Below are 24,835 nucleotides of genomic sequence, written 5' to 3'. Positions count from 1 at the left end.
GATCGGCCGGGCCTTGAGGGAAAGGGTGTGCGGTGTCCGCCGAATTGTCTGCCGAAGCGCTCGCCGGGCTGAGTCCCACGCAGAAAAAGGTGCGGCTGGGTGAGGCGTTGTTCCCCCTCGTGCAGGGCCATCAGCCCATCTTGGCGGGACAGATCACCGGGAAGCTCCTGGAGATCGACGAGAGCGAACTCCTCGGCCTGCTCGAGAACGACCTGCTTCTCAAAAGCAAGGTGGACGAGGTGACGAAGAAGCTCGCGCAGGCCGCGCCCCCGGATGCGACCGGCCAGGGCGCTACCTGAACCGCCGAAAGGCCACTGTGGACGGTCAGAGTTTCGGCGTGACACCGTCCAGCCCGAAAATTTCACGCTCTGAAATTCTGTGCGGCACCCCTCGTCGGGTGCGGCAGCGATGTGGCCGGTTCCTGGTGTACGGAACCGGCCACATCCGTGCAAACGGCCCGGATCGTGAGAACCGGCCGCCGACCTCACCTTGTCGTCGGGCAACGACCCTGCTTTTGGTGAGGTGGTCCTAAAAGGTCAGGACTGCCCTGGACGAGGAACGTCGCCGCGCCACGCGCCTGTCTCGGCGCCGTCCCGGTTCTCGAGGAAAGTCTTGAACCGGTCGAGGTCACCCTGGACGCGCCGATCGAGGATGCCGAGTTTGTCGGCGACGTTCTCCACGAAGCCCTCGGGGTCGATGTCCATCTGGACGGTGACCCTGGTTTTGTGCTGGTCGATGCGGTGCACGGTGACGACACCGGCGTGGTTCGGGCCGTCATCGGATTTCCATGCGACCCGTTCGTCCGGGTGCTGTTCGGTGATGGTGGCGTCGAACTCCTTCGAAACACCGGCGACGGTGATGGTCCAGTGCGTGTGCGTGTCGTCGCGCTGCTCGACTCGCTCCACGCCTTCCATGAACCGCGGGAACTCGGCGAACTGAGTCCACTGGTTGTAAACGTCGCTGACCGGTGCCTCGACGTCGACGGACTTGGTGATCGTGCTCATCAAGCGCCTCCTGGGGCGGGTCCGCTTTTCCTGTTCGCCCGCTGGATACCCGGCCTCCCGCGGTTGAAACGAACCATGAACTTCTTGTGGGTTTGCTCTCGGCCGTGAAGGGAAACCGGAGGGCGTTCAGTAGGCGTACACGGAAAAGGAGCACCATGAAGGCAGTCACCTGGCACGGTAAGCGCGACGTGCGCGTCGACACGGTGCCCGACCCGAAGATCGAGGTTCCCACGGACGCGATCGTGCGGATCACCTCCACCGGCATCTGCGGTTCCGATCTTCACCTGTACGAGGTACTCGGGGCGTTCATGACCGAAGGGGACATCCTGGGACACGAGCCGATGGGTGTGGTCGAAGAGGTCGGGTCCGAAGTGAGCGGGCTCAAAGCCGGCGACCGGGTGGTCGTACCCTTCAACATCTCCTGCGGCCATTGCTACATGTGCACCCGTGGCCTGCAATCGCAGTGCGAGACCACCCAGGTGACCGATCAGGGCAAGGGCGCGGCGTTGCTGGGCTACACCAAGCTCTACGGGCAAGTGCCCGGTGGGCAGGCCGAATACCTGCGGGTCCCCCAGGCGCAGTACGGGCCGATCAAGGTTCCGGACGGCCCGCCGGACGAGCGGTTCGTCTATCTGTCCGATGTGGTCCCGACCGCTTGGCAGGCCGTCGATTACGCGAACATCCCGCACGACGGCACTGTCGTGGTGTTCGGCCTCGGCCCGATCGGGCAGATGGCTTGCCGGATCGCCCGCCACCAAGGTGCTCGCGAGGTCATCGGAGTCGACCTGGTGCCCGAGCGGCTGGCGCGCGCCCGGGAACATGGTGTCATCGCGCTCGACACGCGGGACCACAAGGACATCGGCGACGGCATCCGGCAGCTCACCGGTGGTCGTGGCGCGGACTCGGTGATCGACGCGGTGGGGATGGAAGCGCACGGGGCGCCGGTGGGCAGGCTGGCGCAGAACCTGGTCGCGTTGTTGCCGCGGCAAGTGGGAGCCAAGATCACGGAGAAGGCCGGCATCGACCGGCTCAGCGTGCTGTACGCCGCGATAGACAGCGTCCGCCGCGGCGGCACGATTTCGTTGTCCGGAGTGTACGGCGGGATGGTCGACCCGATCCCGATGATGGATTTGTTCGACAAACAGATCCAGCTGCGGATGGGACAGGCCAACGTCCGTCGATGGATAGACGACATCATGCCGGTCCTCACCGCCGACGACGACCCGCTCGGTGTCGAAGGGTTCGCCACGCACAAGCTTCCGCTGGCCGACGCACCCCGGGCGTACGAGATCTTCCAGAAGAAGCTCGACGGTGCCCAGAAGATCCTGCTTCAGCCGACGGCTTGACCGATCGGATTTCTCGCCGGAGGTCTTCGGCGGCTGGCAATACCCGGTGATCCCGGCGTCTTGCCGCGTTCGGCGAGGACCCGACGGGTACCGCGCCTGGGTGACTCGGACGACGGTCGGCAGCAACCGACACTACGAGGATCCCGCTGAAGATCATGTGCTGGACATCACGAATCGTCTCACCGGATGGTGTCACCCGGACGCCCACCTCTGAGCCGCAAACCGCACTCACATGCCGCGAAGCGGTCGATGCGCGGCGGCCGCCTCGGGTGCATCCTGTCGGTAGTGCGGTGGAATGACGTCATGGTTGAACTGCCGATCTGTGATCGTGCCGGCAACACCTTGATCGAGTTTCGTTTCGTCACGGAAGAGGAGTTGGGGCGTCTGGTCAAGCGGGTGGTCGTGCCCGCTTCGTTGGTTGTCGTCATCCACGCGGAAGCCGTTCTGATGATGTTCGACAGCAGGCGGAGGCAGTGGGAGCTTCCGGGCGGGATGCGGGAGACGGGTGAGAGCCCACGCGAGGCCGCGGTACGTGAGCTGGGTGAGGAGACCGGCGTCCACGGGGTGGATCTGTCGTTCGCCGCCGTGGCCGAGTTCGATCTCACGAAGCCGGGGCGCCGGGAATTCCTGGCCGTGTATCGGGTTCGGCTCCAGGTCGTGCCTCGGCTGACCGTCAACGATGAAGCGCTGGACTTTCGATGGTGGCCGCCGTCGGAACCGGTGAGCGAGGAGATGAGCCCGCTGGACGCGGAGATCGCCAGGCGTGTGGTCCGATCATCTGCCGGCTGAATTGCCGGTCGTGCTGTCGAGCCGCGAAGCGCGGACGACGGGGCGTCCGAGGTTGCGTGCGCGGGCTGACCAGGATCCGGGGCGCGATCGGGTCGGGCCGTGCCGAATCTTTACGTCGAGCTGTGGACAGGAGCCCCGCGGACATGTTGGGCTGAGACCCGGCCGCACCTGGCGTGGTCGGCTGTTTTCTGCCCTGCGACGTCGAGGAGCGGCGCCCTGAGCCTGTGGGAGTACCTCCGAGAGAACTGGATCGACGTCGTGAACGACGCGATCCTGCACGTGGATCTCACCCTGGCGGCGATGGCACTGGCCGTGCTGGTCGGCATGACGATCGGCCTGCTCACCTACCGGCGACAGTGGCTCGGCGCGATGGCGACCACGACGACGGCGGCGTTCCTGACCGTTCCGTCGATCGCGCTGCTGGGCATCCTGATCGGCCCGTTCGGGCTGGGTCTGACGAACGTCCTGTTCGCACTGGTGCTCTACGCACTTCTGCCGATCACGCGCAACACGATCGTCGGGTTGCGTGGCGTCGATCCGGCCGTGGTGGACGCGGCGCGCGGTATGGGGTTCGGCCGCGTACGGCTGCTGTTTCGCGTGCGCCTGCCGCTCGCCTGGCCGGTGATCCTGTCCGGCATCCGGGTCTCGACGCAGATCACGATCGGTATCGCGGCCATCGGCGCGTATGTCAAGGGCCCCGGCCTCGGCAACGAGATCTTCGACGGGCTCGGCCGGTTCGGCTCGGTCAACTCACTGAACCAGGTACTCACCGGAACGCTCGGGATCATGGTGCTGGCGCTGCTGTTCGACCTGGCCTTCGTGGTGGTCGGCAAGCTGACCACCCGGCGACGTCCCCGTGCCCGCCGAGCGGCGCCTCCGGCGACGTCGGGGGAAGCCGCCGGAATGGGCGGTGAGACGATCGAGCTGCGGGACGTCAGCAAGCTCTATCCCGGGCAAACGGTACCGGCGGTCGAACGTCTGACGATGCGCATCCCCGCGGGCGAGATCGTCGTGCTGACCGGTCCGTCGGGATGCGGCAAGACGACGACCATGCGGATGATCAACCGGCTCGTCGAGCCCACCGCGGGCGTCGTCACGATCGGCGGCACCGACGTGTCGGCGCTCGACCTCGACGAACACCGGCGCAACACCGGCTACGTCATCCAGCAGGTCGGGCTCTTCCCGCACCTGCGGGTGGACGCCAACATCGGCGTGGTGCCGCGGCTGCTCGGCTGGACCCGGCGACGCATCGCGGGCCGTGTGCGCGAGTTGCTCGACGTCGTCGGCCTGAGCCGCGAGCACGGCGTCCGGTATCCGCGTGAGCTTTCCGGCGGTCAGCAGCAGCGCGTCGGTGTGGCGCGGGCCATGGCGGCGGACCCGCCGGTCATGCTGATGGACGAGCCGTTCGGCTCCACCGACCCGATCACGCGCGCCCGGCTGCAGGACGAATTCCTTCGCCTGCAACGGAAAGTGCGCAAGACGATCGTGTTCGTCACGCACGACTTCGACGAGGCGGTGAAGGTCGGCGACCGGATCGCCGTGCTGCGGCCGCGGTCGGTGATCGCTCAGTACGACACGCCCCAGGCGATCCTCGCCGCGCCGGTGGACGACTACGTCGCGAGCTTCGTCGGCTCGAAGCGGAACCTGAAGCGGCTCGCGCTGATCCGGGTGTGTGACCTGGAACTGCGGACGGCGGCCGCGCCGGACGGCCTGCCTCCGGTCCGGCCCGACGCCACCCTGCGGGACGTGCTGGACGTGATGGTGCGGACCGGCAGCACCGCGGTCACGGTCACCGGGGACGGCCCCGCGCGGCCGCTGGGGGTGTGCGACGTGCCCAGCCTCGTCGCGGCGCTCGGGCCCGCCGACGAGAGGCCCGCCGACGAGGCGCCCGCGATCGCGGACGCCGAGGAGGTGCCTGAGCCGGATCCGGACCCCAGGGCGCCCGCGCGGCCTCGTCGGCGCCGGATCGGCCTGCTGGTGCGCCCGGTCCTGCTGACCCTCGCCTTGCTGGCGCTTTTCATGATCGTGCGTGCGCACCCGCTCGACTCGATCGAACAGCGTTTCCTCAACGCCGACGAGATCCTCACCGAATTGGGCGCGCACCTGCGGCTCACCCTGATTTCGACGGTGTGCACGATCGCCATCGCCCTCCCGCTCGGCATCCTGCTCACCCGCGCCGGCGCCCGCTGGGCCCGGCCGATCGGCCTGGGGCTGGGCAATCTCGGCCAGGCGATCCCGTCGATCGGGCTCGTCGTGCTGCTCGCGCTCTGGATCGGCACGGGCACCGCGACGGCGGTGACGGCGCTCGTCGTCTACGCGACCTTGCCGGTGTTGCGCAACACGATCGTCGGGCTCGACGGCGTCGACCCGACCCTCGTCGACGCCGCGCGCGGCATGGGCATGGGCAAGACGGCCATCCTGTGGCGGATCGAACTGCCACTGGCCGTCCCGGTGATTCTCGCCGGGATCCGGACCTCGCTGGTGCTCACCGTCGCGAGCGCGACGCTGGCGACGTTCATCGGCGCAGGCGGTCTCGGCGGCGGGCTTGTCGCCGGGATCGGGCTGTACCGCCCGATCCTGAGCTTGACCTTCGGCATCATGGTCGCCGCGCTGGCGCTCTTCGTCGACTGGCTGGGGCTGGTCGCCGAGGAGATCCTGCACCCGCGCGGCATGTAGCTCGACGAATTCAAGGAGGACCAACCCATGCGGATGCTCCAGCGCACGACCGCCGCCGCGCTCGCGCTCCTCGCGGCAGCGGCGCTCGCGACCGGCTGCACGATCGGCAAGGACGAGACCGGTGCCCAGGTGGGCGCGGGATCCATCAAGAAGATCGACGCGCTGAACGGTGCCCGGATCCGCGTCAGCTCCAAGGAGTTCGACGAGCAGCTGCTGCTCGGCCAGATCGCCCTCGTCGCACTGCAAGCGGCCGGGGCCAGCCCGGAGGACAAGACCAACATCACCGGCTCGAGCAACGTCCGCCAGGCGCTCACCAGCGGCGCGGTCGACCTGTACTGGGAATACACCGGCACCGCCTGGATCAGCTACCTCAACCAGACCAAACCGATCAGCGACCCGCAGGCGCAGTACGACGCCGTCAAACAAGCCGACACCGCCAACGGCGTCACCTGGTGGGCACGCTCGCCGGCCAACGACACCTACGCCCTCGCCGGCAACCCGGCGACACTGGCCCGGACCGGCGTCAAGACGCTGTCCGACTACGCGGCCCTGGTGAAGCGGGACCCGGCCGCGGCCGCGACCTGTATGGGCCCGGAGTTCAAGAGCCGGGACGACGGTTTCCCCGGCCTGGCGAAGACCTACGGGTTCACCCTGCCCGACCCGCAGGTGCACCTGCTGAACGACGCCGTCGTCTACCCGAGCATCGGCAAGGGAGACCCCTGCGGCTTCGGTTCGGTCGCCTCCACCGACGGGCGCGTGGCCGCGCAGCACCTCACCGTGCTCGAGGACGACAAGCACTTCTTCCCGACGTACAACCCCGCGATCACGATCGCCACTCCGCTCGCCCAGAAGTACCCGCAGCTGGAACAGGTCTTCACGCCGATCGCCGCGAAGCTCGACACCGCGACGCTCACGGACCTGAACAAGAAGGTCAGCGTCGACGGCCAGAAGTCCGCCACGGTCGCCCGCGACTGGCTCAAGTCGGCGGGCTTCATCAGCTGAACCCGCCAGCGGCTCGGCAGGCGACGAGCCGGATGTGGCCGGCTGATACGGGAATCTGGCCGCCCATCGGTGAATCGTTGCGCCGCCGCTCGTGGTCCCGTCAGTGCCCGAGTTCGCCGACAGGGCCGGACTTGATGTGTCGCGAAAGCCACTTTCGGGACGTCAGATGTCGCGAAAGTGGCTTTCGCGACACGTGAGGGGCGACTGGGCGAACTCGAGTCGCGAGCTGACGAATCCCGACACTGGGTCTCGTAATTCTCTTGGGCTTACCCAGGTTCGCTGGAACTGGTCGTTACAGGAGACCCAGACCCCGGCGCCGGAGCCGGTTCACCTGTCTCCTGAGGTGCGGGCTATCTGCGACGGCATCTATGTGCTTGGGCCCGGGACCGGGTCGAACACTGTGCTGCGCCGGATCGTCACCGATCCGCTGTCCGGGCAAGTGCTGTTTCTGCCGCCGGGACCACCAGTTGAAAGACGAACCCGGCTGGAGCTGTCAGCTCGTCCCCGACGGCACCTTGACCGTCACCACCCCGGCTGGGCAGCGGTACGACAGCGCGCCACCGCCTCTTCACGAACCCCGCGAGCGAACACCTCGCGCCGACGAACCACCACCGTTCTGAACCCCATCACCGGAAATCGGCCCCGTGTTCTTCGTGGTCACGTGCGGTTGTCGGTGAATCGGCGCTCACGACCCCGACGCCCTACGAGAGCCGAACAGTGCGCCGAGCCCTGGCCTGCTTGGTCGGGTGGCCGGTGCGTGCAGAGCGTGGGGTGGTGTGGAGGGCGGTTTCCGGGATGAGCACGGTTTCCTTGTCGGGGTGGCCGACGGTGGCGGTGAGTTCGGCGATCCGATGGCGCGTCGGCGTCAATCCGTGTCCTGGCACACAGTGGCCCTTGTCCGGTCCGGGCAAGGGCCACCGAGCCGACCGTCAGATTTTCAGTACGAGACCGGAAGCGCCGAACTCCGCTTCCAGAATGCTGTCGAGCAGCGGGAACGTCGCCCAGTCGTTGTTGGTGTGGACGGCCAGCATGTGGGAACCGTCGGGAGTACCCATCACGAAGGTGCACGTGCCATAGCTTTGCCCGGTGCCGCCGCGCAGCTTCAGGCCGTTGGACAGGGTCAGTTCGTACAACCCCAGGCCGTAGCGGGTGTTCGCGAGCCAGTGCGCGCCTTCGGTGGAGACGGTGGTCCACATCTTCTCGTGCTGCGCGGGTGGCAGCAGGCTGCCTTCGATCATCGCGGCGAAGAACACGAGCAGCTCGTCGAGCGTCGACACCACGTTGGCCGCGCCCCACCCGGCGGAAGTGTTGACCTCGGTGACGTCGAAGGGGGGCAGTGCCGGGTCTTCCAGCATCGAGGGCCAGTTCTCCGGGGTGACTTCGTCCGGGCGGACCCCTTCCCTGAGGAAGACCTTCGAGTAAGCCCGGGGATGACGTCCCCGGTACCCGGTTTCCTCGCGGTGGCGCGCGAAGGTGTGGCTCAGTCCCAACGGGCGCGCCAGTGTCCGGTCCAGTTCGGACTCGAAGCTGTTTCCCGTGGCCTTCTCGACGATCGCCGCGGCGAAGCCGAATCCGCCGTTCGAGTACCAGAAGGCTTCTCCTGGCTGATACGCCGGAGGCTCCGACACGGCGAGTTCCAGCACGGCTCCGGGCTGGAAGACTTCGAAGCGGTGTTCGTCGAAGGAGGACCGGACGTTGTACCGGCGCTGCACCTCCTTCGCCATACCCGTGGCGAACAGGCCGCTGGTGTTGGACAGCAGCTGCCGGACGGTGATCTTGGTGCCGTCGTAGTCACTCCCGTCCATCGCTCCCGGCAGCCAGCGCTCGACGGTGTCGTCGATGTCCAGCAGCCCCTCTGCCTCGAGCTGGAGCACGGTGGCCGCGGTGAACGCTTTGGAGATGCTGCCGGTGTGCAGGTGCTCGCCGGGCACCCGCCGGGCGCCGCTCACGGTGTCGGCCTGTCCGGTGGAGCCGTACCACGTGCCGTCGCCGTCCTGGATCTGGACGACGACGCTGGGCGCGCCCAGCTCACTCACCGCGCGGTCCATGGCCTCGCGTACCTTCGGGCGTCCCGTGCTTTCGACGTTCGTCATGTCGATTTCCTCTCAGCCGGTTGTCGTACGCCCAACGGTGACCGTCGGCGATGACAACCGGCTTACAAGGCGCTGACAGGAACTGAGTGCGCTGCCAGCCGGAGCGTCGCGTCGCGGCGGGTGAGCCGCGCACCCGTCCGGAACGCGGTGTCGTAACCGTGTTCGCCGAGCCGCCGGACGAGTTCGGCGACCAGGTCGCGCAGCTCCGGATCGCCGTGGTCGAAGGCTCCGCGAATCGCCTGGCTCAGGCCGAGCGCCGTCGCCGCGCCGACCGGGTCGTCTTCGAGGAACAGCAGCCGGGCCAGCTGCTGGGCGGCCGGGGCGGCGGCCCTGTTGGCCCGCGCCGCGGCGATCGCGGCGGGCAGCAGTTCGCGGGCGCCGTCCGCGTCCCCGGTCGTGAGGCGCAGAGCGATCCTGGCCGGCGCCAGGACGGTCTCCACCTCCGGCAGCCGCAGCCGTCGCGCCAGCGCGGCCAGCTCGTCGAGTTCCCGCTCCGCTCGCCGGAAGTCGCCGGAGCGCCGGTGGATCTCGGCACGGCCAAGGCGGATTTCGAACTCCATGTATCGCAGGCCGAGTGGGCGCGTCAGGTCTTCGGCCGCGTCGATGTCCCGCTCGGCGCCGTCGAGGTCGCCGGCGCGCATCCGGACCGCGGCCAGCCCGACCAGGTGGGAGACCTGGTCCTGCGAGCCGGACCCGGCGGACAAACCGACGGAGCGTTCCAGCGCGGCGATCGCCGCGTCGTGGTCGCCGCGGACGAGGTGGACCTCGGCCAGGAGGGCCGTCGACACCGCCGTCCACAGCCGGTCGCCGGTTTCGGCGAACTCGGCGGCCGCCCGCCCGCGTGCGGCGGCCGAGCCCGCCCAGTCGCCACGATCCGAGGCCGCGGTGGCTTCCAGCAAGGACACGCACGCCCCCGCCCAGGCGTCGGAACCGTTTCGCGCCCGGGCCATCTCCGCCATGACCAGGTCGTCGAGGCCCGTCTGCTGGGCCAGGGGAAGCGTCACCAGCAGCAGGAACGGATACCGCTCGAAGGCGCCGGTTTCCGAACAGCGGGCGACGAGGGCGCGCATCCGGTCCGGATCGGTGCACGGCCCGCTCTCGCCGATCAGGGCGTCGATCGCGGCGAAAGCGGCACGGGCGTCGTGGGGGAGCGCGTCACCCAGTGTGAGCGCCTCGGCGATCAACGACTCCGTCCGGGCGTCGTAGCGCACCGCGTACCAATACCAGTGCAGCAGGCCGAGCAGCCGCACCACGGCCTCCGCGTCCCGGCCGTCGAGCGCCACCCTCAGCGCGAACACCAGGTTGTCGTACTCGTCCGCGATGACGGCCAGTGAGGAGGGCTGGGAGTGAGACCGTGCGAGAGCTTCGTGCTCGGCGGCCAGTGCGGCGAAGTGGCGGAGGTAGCGGTCCTGGATCATGGCCCGTTCGCCCGCCCGGGAAAGCTCTTCGGCGGCGAAGGCGCGGATGCTCTCCAGCATCCGATAGCCGTTCTCGCCGCGCTCCACGAGCGACTTGCCGACGAGCGAGTCGAGTACGTAGAGGGTGTCCGAGCAGACCGCTTCGATCGCCTCGAAGGTGGCGCTTGCCGGGAAGAAGGCCAATCGGCGCGCCACTGTCCGTTCGCGATCGCTCAGCAGGTCCCAGCTCCACTCGATCACCGCGCGCAGGGTGCGCTGGCGGGGAAGGGCCGCCCGGTTCCCGGTGGAGAGCAACCGGAACCGGTCATCGAGATGCCGCGCGACCTGGCCGACGGTCATCGAGCGCAGCCGTGCCGCGGCCAGTTCCAGTGCGAGCGGCAAACCGTCGAGACGGCGGACGACGTCCACCACGGAGTCCCTTGTGGACTCCGTGCGGGCGAAACCGGGCTGGACCGCGGCCGCGCGGTCGGTGAACAGCCGCACGGCGGCCGATGCGCCGGGATCGGTGTGCTCGGCGGGAAGGCCGAGCGGGTCGAGGCGGCAGAGTGCTTCGCCCAGGACGTCCAACGGCTCCCTGCTGGTGGCCAGGACGGTCAGCCGCGGCCGGGTTTCGAGCAGGTGCTGGGCGACGCGCGCGACTTCGGCGACGAGGTGCTCGCAATTGTCCAAGACCAGCACGGCGTCGTCCCCGCCGAGCAGGATGGCCGCCCGGTCCAGCGGCTCGGTGGCGCCGGCGGGGAGGTGGCCGCCGCTGAGCGCGCCGAGGACGGCGTCGGCGACCCCTTCCGGCTTCTCGACACCTGCCAGCGGGACGAGCCACAGCCTGCCGCTTTCGTACGCGGGATGCCGGGACGCCACTTCCAGGGCCAGCCGGGTCTTGCCGACACCGCCGGTACCGGCGACGGTGACCAGCCGGGACGTCTCCATCAGGTTCGCGAGCAACGCCGATTCGTCCTCGCGGCCGACGAACGACGTCAACCGGGACGGCAGTCTGCCCGGCGTGGGCACGGAGCGGGCCGCCGTCCGATCCGCCTCTCCGCGCAGTACGGCGAGCTGGGCCTGCCGCACCACGGCGGAGGGATCGACACCGAGTTCGTCGGCGAGCCTGCCCCGGATCTCCTCGTACGCGGCGAGAGCCTCGGACTGGCGCCCCGCCGCCGAAAGCGCGCGCATGCGCAACGCGGCCAGGCGTTCCCGCAAAGGTCGCCCGGCGCACGCCGCCTCCAGATCGGGCAGGATCCCGGAGTGCCTGCCCAGCCGCAGTTCCGCTTCGAAACGGTCTTCAAGTGCGGCCACGCGCACTTCCTCGAGGCGCGCGCCGGCGATTCCGGCGTACGGAGCCGCGAGTATGTCCGCGAACGCGTCACCGTGCCACAACGCGAGCGCGTCCCCGAGCGTGGCGGTCGCCTGTTCGGGGGCGTCGGCCAGGAGTTCGCGCCTGCCACGCGCCGCCAAGACGTCGAACCGGTGCGCGTCCACGCTGTCCGTCGGCAGGGCGAGCCGGTAACCCCCGGCAGGCGACTCCACGACTTCCGGCTCCGGCAGCGCCCTGCGCAGCCGGTGCACCAGCGCGTGCAAGGTGTTCGTGGTGGCCGACGGCGAGTCCGGTCCCCAGATGTCCTCGATGAGCACACCGGGTGACACCGTCTCGCCCGCCGCCAGTGCGAGTCTGGCCAGCAGCATGCGCGGCTTGGCGCCGCCGGTGTCGATCTGTTCGCCGTCGTCGCCGAAGACCCGCACCGGCCCCAGCACCGTCACCCTCAACCCCACGGCGAGAACCCTAGGACACCGCCTGATCGTCAGGACCGCGCAACGTCAGGACGACCCGGAGTACGTGTTCGACGGCGGCGGGGAACACGGCCCCGCGCAATTCGCCGCGGCTGGCGAGGGTGAGCCCGGCGAAGTCGAGCATCCGGTCTTCACCGAGCCGCCGGACGGTCAGCGTGGCCACTTCCTCGAGGTCGAGGCCGGGATGGTCCAGGCGGGTCAGCGCGAATTCGACGATGAGCTGCTCGTCCGTCACCTCACCACCTCCTCGTACCGTCGAGGGTAGTTCGGGTGGGCCCGACGCGGTGATCAGACCTTGTGGAGACGGAAGCGCAAGCCGAAGTTGTCCAGCGTCAGCGGCAGTTTTCCCGGCGTCAGCAAGGCGCCGGACGACTGGATGTCGTGATCACGGACGAGGTGGGCCAGCAGCATCGAAGTCGCGAACAACACCACGTCCCGGCCCGGGCAGGCGCCCGGGCCACCGCTGAAGGGGACAAGGGCGGGATTGTCGGCGGCGCGGCCATCGAGCCAGATGGCGGGTTCGAAGCGGTCGGCGTAGGGCAGGCGCTCGACGTCGCGGTGGAAATACGGCGTGTACACGAAGACCGTGGTGCGATCCGGTCCCCAGGCCGTCTTTCCACGGGTTTCGCGGAGCAGCGCCGGCGTCGTGGGCCAGAGCCGCACGGACTCCAGCACGCTCGCGCGTGTCCTCGGCAGCCGCTGTGGGGTAGACAGGTCCGTGTCCTCCAGTTCCTCCCGGATCGCGGCAAGATGCTCGGGGTGGGCGGCGAGCAGGGCCAGTGTCCGGAACGTGACGATCCCGGCCGCGTCGAAGGCGAACAGCCAATGCGGCAGCTGTCCGGCCGGATCCAGCCCGTCCGCGTCCGGTGCCGCGGCGAGCGCGGCGGCGAGGCTGCCTGGACGCCGTAACGCGACCTGGTGACGGACCAGCTCGAGGAAGCGTTCCCGGGTACGGCGGCGTCGAGGTCCGGCGTAAGCCCAGTTCCCGGCGAGCCGCAGCGAGGCCAGCAGGTCGGTGAGCTCGCGGTCTTCGGTCGTGTCGCCGCCGAGTGTCACCTGCCGCACGATTCGCCACCAGCGGGTGGCGAACGTGTCCCAGTCGAGCGCCGCGGCGTCGAGCATCTCGCCTGCCTGCGCGGCGATGACCCGCGCCCACGGTTCGGCCAATTCGTGCAGCTCCCTGCCGGGTTCGAGGACGGCCTCGTTCAGCTCGCGGCGGATCGCGCGCTCGTGTCCTTCGGAGATGAGCACCCCGTGTGGCTGGAATTTGCCGAGCGCCGCTTTCTTTTCCCTGGTCGCCGGGCTGAACGGCGAGGGGGTGCCTGCCAGCACCGTGCCCACGGTCTCCGGGGAGAGCGCGAGGTCGATCGAGCAACCCGGGAGCCGCAGGTGCAGCGGATGATCGCCATAGCGGTGCCGGAGTTCGCCGTGCAGGCGCGCGGCGGCCCGGTCGGTCTGGAATTTCTGCGCCAAAGCCATGGCCCGGGGCCGGCGTTTGAGCACACCGGTGAGCAGGATGGGCAACAGGACTCGGGTCGCGATACGAAGAGTGTCCTTGATGGAGGCGTCCACGGCGGACCCCGGCCGCGTGGCTGCTTTCAGCACCTGCTCCGAGGGGACGGCGCGGGGTCCTTGTCGTGTCGTCATGGCGGCCTCGTACCCGTTACGGGGATACGGAAATCTTCGGCCGCGACTGATCACCCGAACCGGGATTAACCTGTCGGCATGCTCAGACTCGGCTTTCCCGTGATCGGCGTGTCGGACCTGCCGCGAGCGGTGGCGTTCTGGACCGCCGCGCTGGATCTCGTGGCCAGTGACGAATGGGCCAGAGACGACTGGCGGACGCTGGTCCATGCCGACGGGTCCGGGCGCGCGCTGGGCTTGATGTCCAGCAGGTCGCCGATCGAGCCGTACCCGCGGATCCACCTCGACCTCCTCGTGGACACCGCCGCCGAGCAGGAAGCCGAAGTCTCGCGCCTCAAGGAACTCGGAGCCCGAGACGTCGGCTGGGACAGCTACCCGCCCAAGCCCGACTTCGTCGTTCTCGCCGACCCGGACGGCAACCGCTTCTGCGTCGTCGATCTCAGCAACGCGCCTTCGGGTGGTTGACCGCGTCGCAAATGCCCGATTAAGTCGGCGCGATAGCGGGTAGCCGTACCCATGGCGGAGGGAAGCGGAAAGCAGGTAGTGGCAACCCGGGTGGGTGAGCGACCGTGAAAGAAACGGAACTACTGCACGCTCTGACCAAGGTGGTGACCACTTTGGACAGTACGTCGGTGCGGTTCGCCGTCGCGGGCGGCCTCGCCGTCTACGCGAGAGGCGGCCCGCCGTCCGATCATGACGTCGACATCTTCCTCAAGCAGGAAGACGTGCCCGAAGCGGTGGAAGCCCTGGAAGCCGCGGGGCTGAGACACGTGCATCCGCCCGAGGACTGGCTCACCAAGGTCTACGACGGCGACTGCCTGGTCGACTTGATCTTCCGGCCGAATCACCGCCCGGTGACCGACGCCATGCTGGACCGCGCCTCGTTGATGCGTATCGGGGCGACCGCGGCGCCGGTGCTCAACGGGACCGACCTGCTTGTCGACAAGGTTCTCGTGCTCAGCCCGCACCGATGCGATTTCGCGCCCCTGCTGCGGATCGCCCGCGATCTCCGCGAACAGGTCGACTGGCACCGGGTGGCCGAAGAGACTGCCGAATCGCCGTACGCGTGGTCGTTCCTGACCCTGCTCGCGGCACTGTCCATCATCGACGGGAAGGAGCTACCGATGCCCGCGGAAGCACCCCAATATCTCGTCGCCAGGCTGACCAAGGCACTGGCGGAGGACCCGAGGACCGCCGAACTCGGCGTGCACGTCACCGTGCGCGGCGACCAGGTCCGGCTCAGCGGTGAGGTCGCTTGCGAGAACCGCAAGGCCGACCTCGAGGCCGTCATCTGCGAACACATCGCGGCCGAACTGGTGCACAACGACGTCCGGCTCGCCGACGTGCGCGAGCCGGCGCGGGCCGAGGAGATCCGGTGATCCGGGTCGCCGCGGTCGGGGACGTCCACCTCGGTAAGGACAACCGTGGCCTGCTGCGGCCGGCATTGGACAACATCGCCGAACACGCCGACGTACTGCTGCTCGCCGGTGACCTCACCCGGCACGGCACCGTCGAGGAGGCGAGGGTGGTGGCCGACGAGTTCGCCGGGCTCGACGTCCCGGTGGTTTCGGTGCTGGGCAACCACGACTACCACTCCGACGCGGCCGAAGCGGTCAGCGGCTTGCTGGAGGAAAGCGGGATCACCGTCCTCGAGGGTTCGGCCACCACAGTGAAACTCGACGGCGGCACCCTCGGTGTCGCCGGGGTGAAGGGCTTCGGCGGCGGGTTCGCGGGCAAATGCGCGAGCCGCTTCGGCGAGCGCGAGATGAAGGACTTCGTCGAGCACACCATGGCGGCGGCCAAACGGCTGCGGACCGCGCTCGAAGGGCTCCAACACGAGGGCGCCGACGTGGTCGTCGCGCTGACGCACTACTCGCCGATTCCCGGGACGCTGCACGGTGAGCCGCCGGAGATCCACCCGTTCCTCGGGTCCTACCTCTTGTGCGAGCCGATCGACGACGCCCAGGTCGCTCTCGCGGTGCACGGGCACGCGCATTACGGGACCGAACAGGGGGTGAGTCCGGGCGGTGTCCCGGTGCGGAACGTCGCCCAGCCGGTGATCCGGGCCGCGTACGCGACGTACCTCCTCGAACCGGCGAAGGCCTTGGTATGAGGGAGCGATTCCAGGGGCAACTGGGTGTCCTCGGCGACCGGTTGTCGGATATGAGCGGCATGGCGTGCGACGAGCTACGCCTGGCCAACCGGGTTTTTCTCGACCGCGACCTCGATGCCGCCATCGAACTGGCGACCGTCGAAACGCGGATGAACGCGACACGGACCGAATGCGAGGAGACCGCGCAGAAGCTGCTCGCCTTGCAGGCGCCGGTGGCGGGAGACCTGCGGACTGTGCTGGCGGCGGTGTACTGCGCCGATCGGCTGGAGCGGATGGGCGACCTCGCCCAGCACATCGCCGAACAAGCCGCCCGGGCGCCGGAATTCGCCGTCCCCGAGGCGCTGTCCGGGCGATTCGGGGAGATGGCCGGACTTGTCTGCTCGATGGCGGAAGACCTCGGCGCGGCGATTCAAGGGTCGCCTGCCGAGGTGTTCCACTCGCTGGCCCGGTCCGATCAGCGCGTCGACGCGCTTTACGAGGAGCTGATGACCGAGGTCACCGATCCGGCCTGGGCGCACGGTGTCGCGCCCGCCATCTCGGTGGCGCTGCTGGCGCGGTTCTACGAGCGGTTCGCCGACCAGGTCGTCTCCGTGGCGCGGCGAGTGGACTTCGCGTTGACGGGGGAGCTGCCCGAATCGGCCCTGCGGGACGCTTCCGCCCGGTCGGCGGGAGCCGAAAACCCGCTCTCCGATCACGGTGCCCGGAACTGATCGTGCCCAGGACGGCGGTATTCGGCTCAGCCGCTTGACCCGAAACGCCACTCACGACCCGCTGCTCGTCCGGTCGGACAGTGCTGCACCGCGAAGCCGGTGAAGATCGGCTCGATGGCAGGCGGGACGGTGGCCTGGAGACACGTCACAGCACCGCCAGCAGTTCGGCGGCGGCGCGGCGGCCGCTGTCGATCGCGCCGTCGATGAAGCCCGGCCACCGCTGGGCGGTGTGCGCGCCGGCGAAGTGCACCATGCCCTCCGGCACGGCGAGATCCCGCTCATAGCGGGTGATCTGCCCGGCCCGGAACGTCGTCCAGGTGCCGCGCGACCATTCGTCGTCCACCCATTCGTAGGTGGTCGCGGCGACGACTTCGGCCTCAGGCGCGAACTCGCGCACCGCCCGCTGCACGTCCGCCACGTCGTGCCCGTCCACCCGGTCGTGCTCAGGTGCGAAGCACACCAGCACCACGCCCTCGGGCACGGTGTACATCGCGCCGACGTAGTCGAACGCGGTCCCCCAGCCGTACCCGCTCAGGTCGTCCGGCACGTTGCGGGCCAGCGCCCACACCTTCTGCCCCTGACCGGCGTGGTTCTCGGTGGAGATGGCCAGTTTCGCCGCGGACAGCGCGGGGGTGAACTCGATGTGCCGCTGCACGCCGATGGGGACGGTGATCAGCACCCGCCGCGCCGTGACCACCCCGCCGTCGTGGCCGACGACCACGTGGTCCGCCTCCTGGCGCACCCACCGCACAGGTGTGCCAAGCCGGATGTCCGTGCCGCCGTCCTCCGCCAGCGCCGTGGCGAGTGAGGCGGTGCCGTCGTCGAAGGTCCGGCCGAGCACGCTGGCCCGGACCATGCCCCAGACGGAGTTGCCCATGGCGGCGAGCCAGCGCAGCACGTCCAGCGCGGAGCCGGTGTCGGCCGAAGCGTTGCCGCATCCGCAGAACCAGGAGATCAGCAGTTCCCGCGCGTTGCCCTTCAAACCGGCTTCGTCGGCCCACTGGCGGATCGGGACGTCGAGGTCGGCCAAGCCCTGTCCCGCCAGTGGACGGTCCACGTCGAGCCGCGCGCCCGCGGCGATCAGGGCGCGGACCGCCAGTTCCAGGTCCTCCAGTTCGGCGGGCGGCACCGGCAGCAGCGACTCCAGCACGCGGCCCCGGTCGGACCAGGTCATCCGGGCTGGCAGTTCGCTGTCGCTGACCGCGATCCCGTAGCGGTCGACCTCTTCGGTGACGAAGGTCTGTTCGGGGACGATCCACGTGCCCCCCATCTCCAGCCCGACCCCGTCGAACAGGTCGGTCCGGTACCAGGTGCGGCCGCCGATCCGGTCACGCGCTTCCAGCACCCGCACCGTCCGCCCGGCCGCGCCGAGATCGCGTGCGGCCGTCAGCCCGGCGAAGCCCGCGCCCACGATGACGACATCGACTTCCGGAGAAACCATCGAACACCTGCCTTCTGTCAGCGTGCACGGCAACGTACGTGCGCCGCCCCGCACCGGTCGATGGACGCGATGTCCAATTCAGCCGATCACTGTGGACGCGGTGACGAATCCGGTGCGGTCTCGGCGTAGGCGAGCGCGTCCCGGGCCTCCAGCGCGAGCCACAGCTCGTAGCGCGCGGACGCGGTCGTCAGCGTCCGGCCGGTGAGCTGCTCGATCCGGTCGATGCGGTTGCGCACGGTGTGCCGGTGCACGCCGAGGCGCTGCGCCGTGACATCCCAGGCGGAGTTGGCCTCCAGCCACGCTCGCAACGTGGCCAGCAGCTGCCCCCGCTGATCGGCGGCGTCGACAGGCGCCAGCACGGTGTCGGCGAAGGACGCCAGCAGCTCCGGCGGCCCCAGGGTGAGCAGCAGCCTGCTGGAGCTGTGTTCCCCGGCCTCGGCGGGACGGCCAAGGCGCGTGCTGGTGGCCAGCAGCGCCCGCGCCTGCCGCAACGAGACGGCCGCCGAGCCCGGCCGCAGTGCCGCGCCCACGCCCGCTGGGCGCTTCGGAGCGAACCGGTCGAGCAGCGCGGTCACGTCCACCTCGTCCAAGACCAGCGCTTCCACGGTGTCCTCGGACCACCGCACGAGACCACCGGGCAGCACGAGGGCGAGATCGGCCGCCAGGTCGTCCGCTTCCCCCGGCCCGGCCACCACCGCCAGACCGCGCACCGAGGGCGAGGCCAGCCCGAACGTGGACAGCAGCGACTCGGCCCGGTCGTCGGGCAGCCCGTCCAGCAGCCGGGCCAGCGCCTCCGCGCCGGCTCGCCGTCGCGGTTCGTCGGCAAGGTGCCTGCGCTCCAGCTCCAGCGTCAGCAGCGACACCAGCGCGGCGTCCACCGTGCCCGGCTGCGGTTGGGGCGGCCGGGCGAGCAGCACGTGCCCGCGCAGCCGCCGGGCACCGATCGGCTGCACGGCCACGGTCACCCCGTTCACCGCGACCGACGCGCTGCCCAGCAACCCGCGGCCGCCGACCTCGTCCAGCACGGTGCGCCCGGCGGCGAGCAGGGCGGGCGCGGACTCGCCGACGGCGACCAGCTCGCGGCCGAGCAGGTCGGTCACCACGGCGGCGCGACCGGTCGCGTGCAGCCACACCTTGAGGATCGCGTTCAGGCCGCCGCCCGACGTCGCGGCGACGGTCAGCCTGCGTTGCACGTCGACGGTGTGCTCCAGTGCGCGCCGGTCCTCGGCGGCCAGCGCGGCGAACACCGCCTTGGTGACCGCGATGAACGGCACCTCGTCCGGCACCACGAGCAGCGGCAGCCCGGCGGCCTCGGCGGCGGCCACCAGCTCACCGGGCGGCTCCCGATGCGGCTGGCCGTGGCCGACGCCGAACGCCAGTGCCGCCACGCCGCCCTCGACGACGTCCCGCACGAATCCCCGGCAGGACCGCCGGTCCGTCGGCAGCACCACCCCGGCCGTCATCAGCAGTTCCCCGCCGTGCAGCCACTCGCCGGGCCGGGCCAGCTCCGAGACGTGCGCGGCCTCGATCACCCGGTCGCGCCCGCCCTCCCCGGCGACCAGGGTCAGGCGGAGAGCGCGAAGGGCGAGCAGGTCGGCGACAGTCAGCGGCATGGACGCAGTGTCCACAGTCACGCGAAAAGTTCAACCTCGCGTCCATCGACGCGGCCGGGTGGGCCGCCCTACCGTCCCCACACCCCGTGACCCAAGTCTCAGGGCCGGTTGGCAGAGCTGAGATGGACCCGCAAACAGGACCCAGTGTGAACCCGCCCCGGCCGAAGGCCCCGCTATCGCGGTGGCAGGGCGCCTTACCGGTCAACGCGAGAGGTTCGGCCAGGCCTCGCCCTGCCGACGTCGATCGCGGACGCGGGTTCACCGACCGACACTCAGTCCACAGAGGACACCGCTGGAGGCCCGCCGTGATCCAAGACCCAGCAAGTGGAGCGGCATCCGAACCCGTCTCCGCCCAGGCCACCCGCATCGAGACGCACGGCATCGACGTCATCGGCGACGAGGAGCGGCACGGCCGGGCACGCGATTTGTTCGGCGTGTGGGCCGCGCCGAACGTCAGCTACCTCAGCCTCGTGGTCGGCGGCGCGCTCGTGGTGCTGGGCCTGAGCCTGTGGCAGGCACTCGGCGTGATCCTGGCCGGCAACCTGTTCTGGCTGCTGGTCGGGCTGATCTCGGTCAGCGGCCCGGCCGCGGGCACGCCGAGTTCGGTCATCACCCGGACCATGTACGGCGTTCGCGGCAACCGGGTGCTGGTCACGGTCAACGGCTCGCTGATCTCCGTGTGCTACGTGGCGCTGAGCCTGTCTGCGGCGTCGGTGACGGCGTTCAGCCTGTGCGCCAGGTTCGGCTTGGACCTCGGCACGACGGGCAAGATACTGGTCATCGTCGGCGTGGCGGCGGTGACGCTGGCGATCAGCGTCTACGGGCACGCCACGATCATCAGGCTGTACCTGCCGCTCGCCGCGGCACTCGCGGTGGTGTTCGCGGTCCTGGCGTTCTTCGTGGTGGGCAACGCCGACTGGGGTCACCGGCCGCCGCAGGAACTCCAAGGACCCGACCTTTGGGCGGCGCTGGCCGCGGGGCTGGCCATGGTCTCCTCCGCCCCGCTGTCCTACAGCACCAGCGCCGACTTCGCCCGCTACCTGCCGCGCACCGCCAAGCCGTCGGCCATCGTCGGCTGGACGGCGGCGGGCGCGTACCTGCCCAGCGTGCTGTGCACCCTGCTGGGCGCGATCGCCGCCACCACGCTGGACATGAGCGATCCGCAGACCGCGCTCACCGGCCTGCTGCCCGGCTGGTTCTCCCCGGTCTTCCTGATCGCCATGATCCTGGGCGCGATCGCCAACAACGCGCTGATCATCTACAGCTCGGGGCTGGCGCTCCAGGCGATCGGGATGCGCGTCCGCCGGTCGCGCAGCGTGCTGTTCTACGGCACGGTCAGCATCCTGCTGACCATGTACGCGCTGCTGGTCTCGAACTTCCTGGACATGGTCAGCCGGATGCTGCAGATGATGGTGGCGGTGCTGGCCCCGATCATGGCCATCTACGTCGCCGACGTGCTGCTGCGGCGCAACCGGTACGACGGCCACGCGCTCAGTGACCTGAGCCGGGGCGGCCCGTTCTGGTACCGGGGCGGGGTCAACTGGGCCGGTTTCGCCGCGCTGATGGTCGGCGCCGCGCTCGCGGTCGAGTTCCTGGCCGTGCCCGGCGTGCACACCGGGTTCCTCGCCGAGCTGGCAGGCGGGATCGACCTGTCGCTGCCGGTGGGGCTGATCGTCCCGGCGCTGATCTACGTCCTCGCGATGCGTTCGTCGACACAAGGAGTGAAATGAGCAAGCCGGAACGAGTCCACTACCGGGGCGGCCGGATCTTCACCGCCGACGAGCCCGCGTGGGCGGAGTCCATGGTCGTGCGCGGGGAGTCGATCGAGTTCGTCGGCGACACCACGACGGCGGACGGGATGGCGGGTGACGCGCGGCTGGTGGACCTCGGCGGGGCGTTCGTGCTGCCCGGTTTCGTGGACGCGCACACCCACCTGCTGGGAATGGGCGAGGCGCTGCGGCAGGTCGACCTGTTCGACGCCGCCGACGTCGCCGAGATCCAGTCCAAGGTCCGTGGGGCGGCGGACGCCGACCTCGGTGCGCCGCGCGTCCTCGGCCGCAGCTGGCTGTTCGGCGCGCTGGACGGGCGGAGCCCGGAACGGGGCATGATCGACGCGGCCGTGCCGGACCGGCCGGTCTACCTCTTCGCCAACGACCTGCATTCGACGTGGGTCAACAGCGCCGCGCTGCGGGAGCTCGGGATCACGGCGGACACCCCCGACCCGATCGGCGGCCGGATCGGCCGCGACGAGGCGGGCGAGCCGGACGGGATGCTGTACGAGGCGGCCGCGTTGCAGCTGGTGCGGCGGTTCCTCGACGCTGAGGCCGGCGACGACGAGCGTGACACCGCGCTGGCTTCGGCGTTCGAGCGGTACCTGTCCGACGGGGTGACCGGTGCGGTGGACATGGGGCTGGGGCAGGACGATCTGGACGCGCTGGAGCGGGCACTGGCCCGCGGCGGTGGCCGGTTGCCGTTGCGGGTGGCCGGGCACTGGCTGGTCGAGCGGACCGGCCGCACCGAGGACGACCTGCGGCAGGTCCGGCGGGCGGTGGAGCTGGCCGGGCGGCTGTCCGGGCCGTGGTTGCGGGTCACCGGCATCAAACTGCTGGTGGACGGCGTGATCGACAGTTGCACGGCGGCGATGAAGGCGCCGTTCGCCGACGGCAGCCATCCCGGGCCGATCTGGGACCTGGCGGCGCTTTCCCCTGTCGTGGCCGCGGCGGACGCGGCCGGGTTGCAGGTGGCGCTGCACGCGATCGGCGACGAGGCGTCGGACATCGCGCTTTCCGCGCTGGAGCACGCGATCGAGGTCAACGGGCCGCGCGACCGGCGGCACCGGCTGGAGCACGTCGAGGTGGTGACGGAGGAGAACGTGCGGCGGCTGGCCCGGCTCGGCGTGGTCGCGTCCATGCAGCCGGTGCACGCCGACCCGGCGATCCAGGACAACTGGCGGGCGATGCTCGGCGACGACCGGGTGCGGCGCGGATACCCGTGGCCGGAGCTGACCGCCGCCGGCGCGGTGCTCGCGTTCGGCTCCGACGCGCCGACCGCGCCGCATCCGCCGTTGCCGAACATGTACATCGCCACCACCCGGCGGTCGGCGTCCGATCCCGGGCTGCCGCCCAACATCCCGGAGTTCGCCCTGCCCATGGCCGACGCCCTCGCGCACGGCACCCGGCACGCGGCGTACTCGTGCCGGTGGGAAGGGCTGACCGGACGTCTGGCACCGGGGCTGGCGGCGGATTTCGTGGTGCTGGACCGCGATCCGTTCGCCGAAGGCCCCGGCTCGCTGTTGCGGGCCGAGGTCCGGCAGACCGTGGTCGCGGGAGCCGATCAGCTTTTGCGGCGGTAGAGCACCATGGTCAGCGAGCCGAACACCACGACGAGCGCGGCCGAGATGATCAGCACCAGCACGATCTGACCGGCCGTCGCGGTGCCGTGCATGAGCCCGCGCACGGCCGTCGCGGCGTGGCTGACCGGGTTCACCCGCACGATCGCCGCCATCCAGGACGGCATGGTCTCCGGCATGGTGAAGATGTTGCTGATGAAGCTGAGCGGGAACAGCAGCATCATGCTGGTGTTCGTGATCGACTCCGGTTTGCGCACCAGCATGCCGAGCGTGGTGAAGATCCAGCCCACGCCGAACGCGAACACCAGCAGCACCAGGATCGCGAGCACGACACCGGTGAAACCGCCGCCGGGCCGAAACCCGAGCAGCAGGCCGAGGCCGACGGTCAGCACGATCGCGAAGGTGTAGCGGACGATGTCGCCGATCAGCGCGCCGACGATCGGCGCCGGCTGCCAGAAAGGCAGCGTGCGGAACCGGTCGAAGATGCCCTTCGCCATTTCGGCGTTCAGCGCGGCACCGGTGTTCACGGTCATGATCAGCACGGTCATCACCAGGATGCCTGGCAGGAAGTAGTGCAGGTATTCGCCGCTGGAGTTCGCGATCGCGCCACCGAAGAGATAGGTGAACATCAGCACGAACATGAACGGCATGACGACGGCTTCGCTCAGCTGTTCCGGCGCGTGCTTGAAGTTGAGCATCGCGCGCCAGGCGAAGGTCAGCGACGCGTAGAGCGGATTCGGCCGGGGCGGGCGGTCGTGCGCCGCGAGCGCGCCGCGGAGTTTGGTGTCCGGGACGGCGGTGGCGTAAGGCGCGGTCATCGGACTGCCTCTTCCTTGTCGGAGTCGTCTTCGGCGGGATGGCCGGTGAGGGCGAGGAACACCTCGTCGAGGCTCGGCTGGCCCAGTGAGAAGTCCGAGACCGAGATTCCCGAGCTGGACAGGATCGCCAGCGCGGGCGCCACCCGGTCCGGGTCCGGCACCTGCGCGGACAGGGCTGTGGGCTCGTTGTCGAGGATGATCGGCACGCCGAGCGCGATGTCGAGCAGCCGTTTGGCCTCGGCGCGGTCGCCCTCGTTCTTCAGCCGCACCCGCAGCGCGCCGGACCCGAGCGAGGACTTCAGCTCGGCGCTGGTGCCCTCCGCGATCGTCCTGCCGTGGTCGAGCACCGCGATGCGGTCGGCGAGTTGGTCGGCCTCGTCGAGGTACTGGGTGGTGAGCAGGATCGTGGTACCGGCCCGGACCAGTTCACGGACGATATGCCACACCTGGTTGCGGCTGCGCGGATCCAGTCCCGCCGTCGGCTCGTCGAGGAAGAGCAGGTCCGGGGTGACCACGATGCTCGCCGCGATGTCGAGCCTGCGGCGCATGCCACCGGAGTACTTGGCCGCCTGCTTGCCCGCGGCCTCGGTGAGGTCGAACGCCTCGATCAGTTCGGTCGCCCTTGCCTTGGCCGCCGCCCTGGAATGCCCGAGCAGTCTCGCCACCAGCACCAGGTTCTCGTAGCCGCTGATGTTCTCGTCCACGGAGGCGAACTGGCCGGTGAGGCTGACCCGACTGCGCACGGCGTCCGGTTCGGTCGCCACGTCGTGGCCGAAGACCCGTGCCGCACCGGCGTCTGGGCGCAGCAGGGTGGCGAGCATCCTGATGGTGGTGGTCTTGCCGGCGCCGTTCGGGCCGAGCAGGCCGTGCACCACTCCGGGCCGGACGGCCAGGTCGACCCCGTCCACGGCGGTGGTGTCGCCGAATTTCTTCAGCAGTCCGGTGGTTTCTATCGCGAGAGCGGTATTCGAAGACAAGGCGAAACTCCCAAAATAATCGACGCGGGCCTTCAGCGTTGAGTAACCGGCTCG

At 69.7% G+C, this 24,835-nt stretch carries 20 protein-coding genes; 11 read left to right on the top strand and 9 right to left on the bottom strand.

Features of this window, described 5'->3' with window-relative positions:
- Window positions 1-32 precede the first annotated feature (32 nt).
- Window positions 33-299 (top strand): hypothetical protein, encoded by a 267-nt coding sequence (locus BS329_RS09080; RefSeq protein ID WP_076157915.1) that lies wholly within the window; start codon window positions 33-35, stop codon window positions 297-299.
- Window positions 300-536: 237 nt separating this feature from the next.
- On the opposite strand, the gene BS329_RS09075 is transcribed toward BS329_RS09080, so the two are convergent.
- Entirely contained in the window at window positions 537-1,004 is a 468-nt protein-coding gene (locus BS329_RS09075) for an SRPBCC family protein (protein WP_076157913.1), read from the bottom strand.
- A gap of 155 nt (window positions 1,005-1,159) precedes the next feature.
- Between BS329_RS09075 and BS329_RS09070 the strand changes: the two genes are divergently transcribed.
- From BS329_RS09070 to BS329_RS09055, 4 genes are all read left to right on the top strand, one after another.
- A complete protein-coding gene (locus tag BS329_RS09070; protein WP_076157910.1) occupies window positions 1,160-2,350 on the top strand; it encodes a zinc-dependent alcohol dehydrogenase in 1,191 nt (396 codons plus the stop codon).
- A gap of 303 nt (window positions 2,351-2,653) precedes the next feature.
- On the top strand, window positions 2,654-3,139 hold the full coding sequence (locus tag BS329_RS09065) for an NUDIX hydrolase (protein WP_076158214.1): 486 nt from the start codon (window positions 2,654-2,656) through the stop codon (window positions 3,137-3,139).
- 258 nt (window positions 3,140-3,397) lie between these two features.
- Window positions 3,398-5,815, top strand: coding sequence for an ABC transporter permease subunit (locus BS329_RS09060; protein ID WP_076157907.1), 2,418 nt, complete (start codon window positions 3,398-3,400; stop codon window positions 5,813-5,815).
- Window positions 5,816-5,842: 27 nt separating this feature from the next.
- Window positions 5,843-6,817 carry a glycine betaine ABC transporter substrate-binding protein gene (locus BS329_RS09055; RefSeq protein WP_076157904.1) on the top strand — a complete coding sequence of 325 codons (975 nt, stop codon included), beginning with the start codon at window positions 5,843-5,845 and terminating at the stop codon, window positions 6,815-6,817.
- A 929-nt stretch (window positions 6,818-7,746) separates the two neighbouring features.
- On the opposite strand, the gene BS329_RS09045 is transcribed toward BS329_RS09055, so the two are convergent.
- From BS329_RS09045 to BS329_RS09030, 4 genes are all read right to left on the bottom strand, one after another.
- Window positions 7,747-8,910, bottom strand: a complete 1,164-nt coding sequence (locus tag BS329_RS09045) for a serine hydrolase domain-containing protein (RefSeq protein ID WP_076157901.1) — start codon at window positions 8,908-8,910, stop codon at window positions 7,747-7,749.
- 62 nt (window positions 8,911-8,972) lie between these two features.
- Window positions 8,973-12,098 (bottom strand): AfsR/SARP family transcriptional regulator, encoded by a 3,126-nt coding sequence (locus BS329_RS09040; RefSeq protein WP_244197073.1) that lies wholly within the window; start codon window positions 12,096-12,098, stop codon window positions 8,973-8,975.
- 10 nt (window positions 12,099-12,108) lie between these two features.
- Entirely contained in the window at window positions 12,109-12,351 is a 243-nt protein-coding gene (locus tag BS329_RS09035) for a hypothetical protein (RefSeq protein ID WP_076157898.1), read from the bottom strand.
- A 53-nt stretch (window positions 12,352-12,404) separates the two neighbouring features.
- Window positions 12,405-13,763 (bottom strand): cytochrome P450, encoded by a 1,359-nt coding sequence (locus BS329_RS09030; RefSeq protein WP_076157895.1) that lies wholly within the window; start codon window positions 13,761-13,763, stop codon window positions 12,405-12,407.
- A gap of 78 nt (window positions 13,764-13,841) precedes the next feature.
- Here BS329_RS09030 and BS329_RS09025 point away from each other — a divergent pair, with 78 nt between their 5' ends.
- The 4 genes from BS329_RS09025 to BS329_RS09010 all read left to right on the top strand — a co-directional run bounded on the left by BS329_RS09025 (window position 13,842) and on the right by BS329_RS09010 (window position 16,583).
- Window positions 13,842-14,225, top strand: coding sequence for a VOC family protein (locus BS329_RS09025; protein WP_076157892.1), 384 nt, complete (start codon window positions 13,842-13,844; stop codon window positions 14,223-14,225).
- Between the two features lie 104 nt (window positions 14,226-14,329).
- Window positions 14,330-15,139, top strand: a complete 810-nt coding sequence (locus BS329_RS09020) for a nucleotidyltransferase family protein (RefSeq protein WP_076157889.1) — start codon at window positions 14,330-14,332, stop codon at window positions 15,137-15,139.
- Complete coding sequence (locus tag BS329_RS09015; protein ID WP_208619180.1) at window positions 15,136-15,873, top strand: metallophosphoesterase family protein; 738 nt, start codon at window positions 15,136-15,138, stop codon at window positions 15,871-15,873. The genes BS329_RS09020 and BS329_RS09015 overlap by 4 nt, the downstream gene beginning before the upstream one ends.
- Window positions 15,870-16,583: a phosphate signaling complex PhoU family protein gene (locus BS329_RS09010; RefSeq protein WP_076157887.1), complete on the top strand. Its 714-nt coding sequence runs from the start codon at window positions 15,870-15,872 to the stop codon at window positions 16,581-16,583. Before BS329_RS09015 ends, BS329_RS09010 begins: the two co-directional genes overlap by 4 nt.
- Window positions 16,584-16,728: 145 nt before the next feature.
- Here BS329_RS09010 and BS329_RS09005 read toward each other — a convergent pair whose 3' ends face one another.
- A complete protein-coding gene (locus BS329_RS09005; RefSeq protein ID WP_076157884.1) occupies window positions 16,729-18,024 on the bottom strand; it encodes a flavin monoamine oxidase family protein in 1,296 nt (431 codons plus the stop codon).
- Window positions 18,025-18,110: 86 nt separating this feature from the next.
- Window positions 18,111-19,637, bottom strand: coding sequence for a PucR family transcriptional regulator (locus tag BS329_RS09000; RefSeq protein ID WP_076157881.1), 1,527 nt, complete (start codon window positions 19,635-19,637; stop codon window positions 18,111-18,113).
- A gap of 305 nt (window positions 19,638-19,942) precedes the next feature.
- Here BS329_RS09000 and BS329_RS08995 point away from each other — a divergent pair, with 305 nt between their 5' ends.
- Both BS329_RS08995 and BS329_RS08990 read left to right on the top strand, forming a co-directional pair.
- Window positions 19,943-21,367, top strand: a complete 1,425-nt coding sequence (locus BS329_RS08995) for a purine-cytosine permease family protein (RefSeq protein ID WP_076157878.1) — start codon at window positions 19,943-19,945, stop codon at window positions 21,365-21,367.
- Entirely contained in the window at window positions 21,364-22,989 is a 1,626-nt protein-coding gene (locus tag BS329_RS08990) for an amidohydrolase (protein ID WP_076157875.1), read from the top strand. Before BS329_RS08995 ends, BS329_RS08990 begins: the two co-directional genes overlap by 4 nt.
- Here BS329_RS08990 and BS329_RS08985 read toward each other — a convergent pair.
- The gene (locus BS329_RS08985) at window positions 22,971-23,804 is read right to left on the bottom strand and encodes an ABC transporter permease (protein ID WP_076157872.1); all 834 of its coding nucleotides are present in this window, start codon (window positions 23,802-23,804) and stop codon (window positions 22,971-22,973) included. The genes BS329_RS08990 and BS329_RS08985 overlap by 19 nt on opposite strands.
- Window positions 23,801-24,781, bottom strand: coding sequence for an ATP-binding cassette domain-containing protein (locus BS329_RS08980; protein WP_076157869.1), 981 nt, complete (start codon window positions 24,779-24,781; stop codon window positions 23,801-23,803). Before BS329_RS08980 ends, BS329_RS08985 begins: the two co-directional genes overlap by 4 nt.
- Window positions 24,782-24,835: the final 54 nt, after the last annotated feature.

Source organism: Amycolatopsis coloradensis (assembly GCF_001953865.1).
GTDB lineage: Bacteria > Actinomycetota > Actinomycetes > Mycobacteriales > Pseudonocardiaceae > Amycolatopsis > Amycolatopsis coloradensis.
This window is presented reverse-complemented; position numbering and strand designations above follow the sequence as displayed.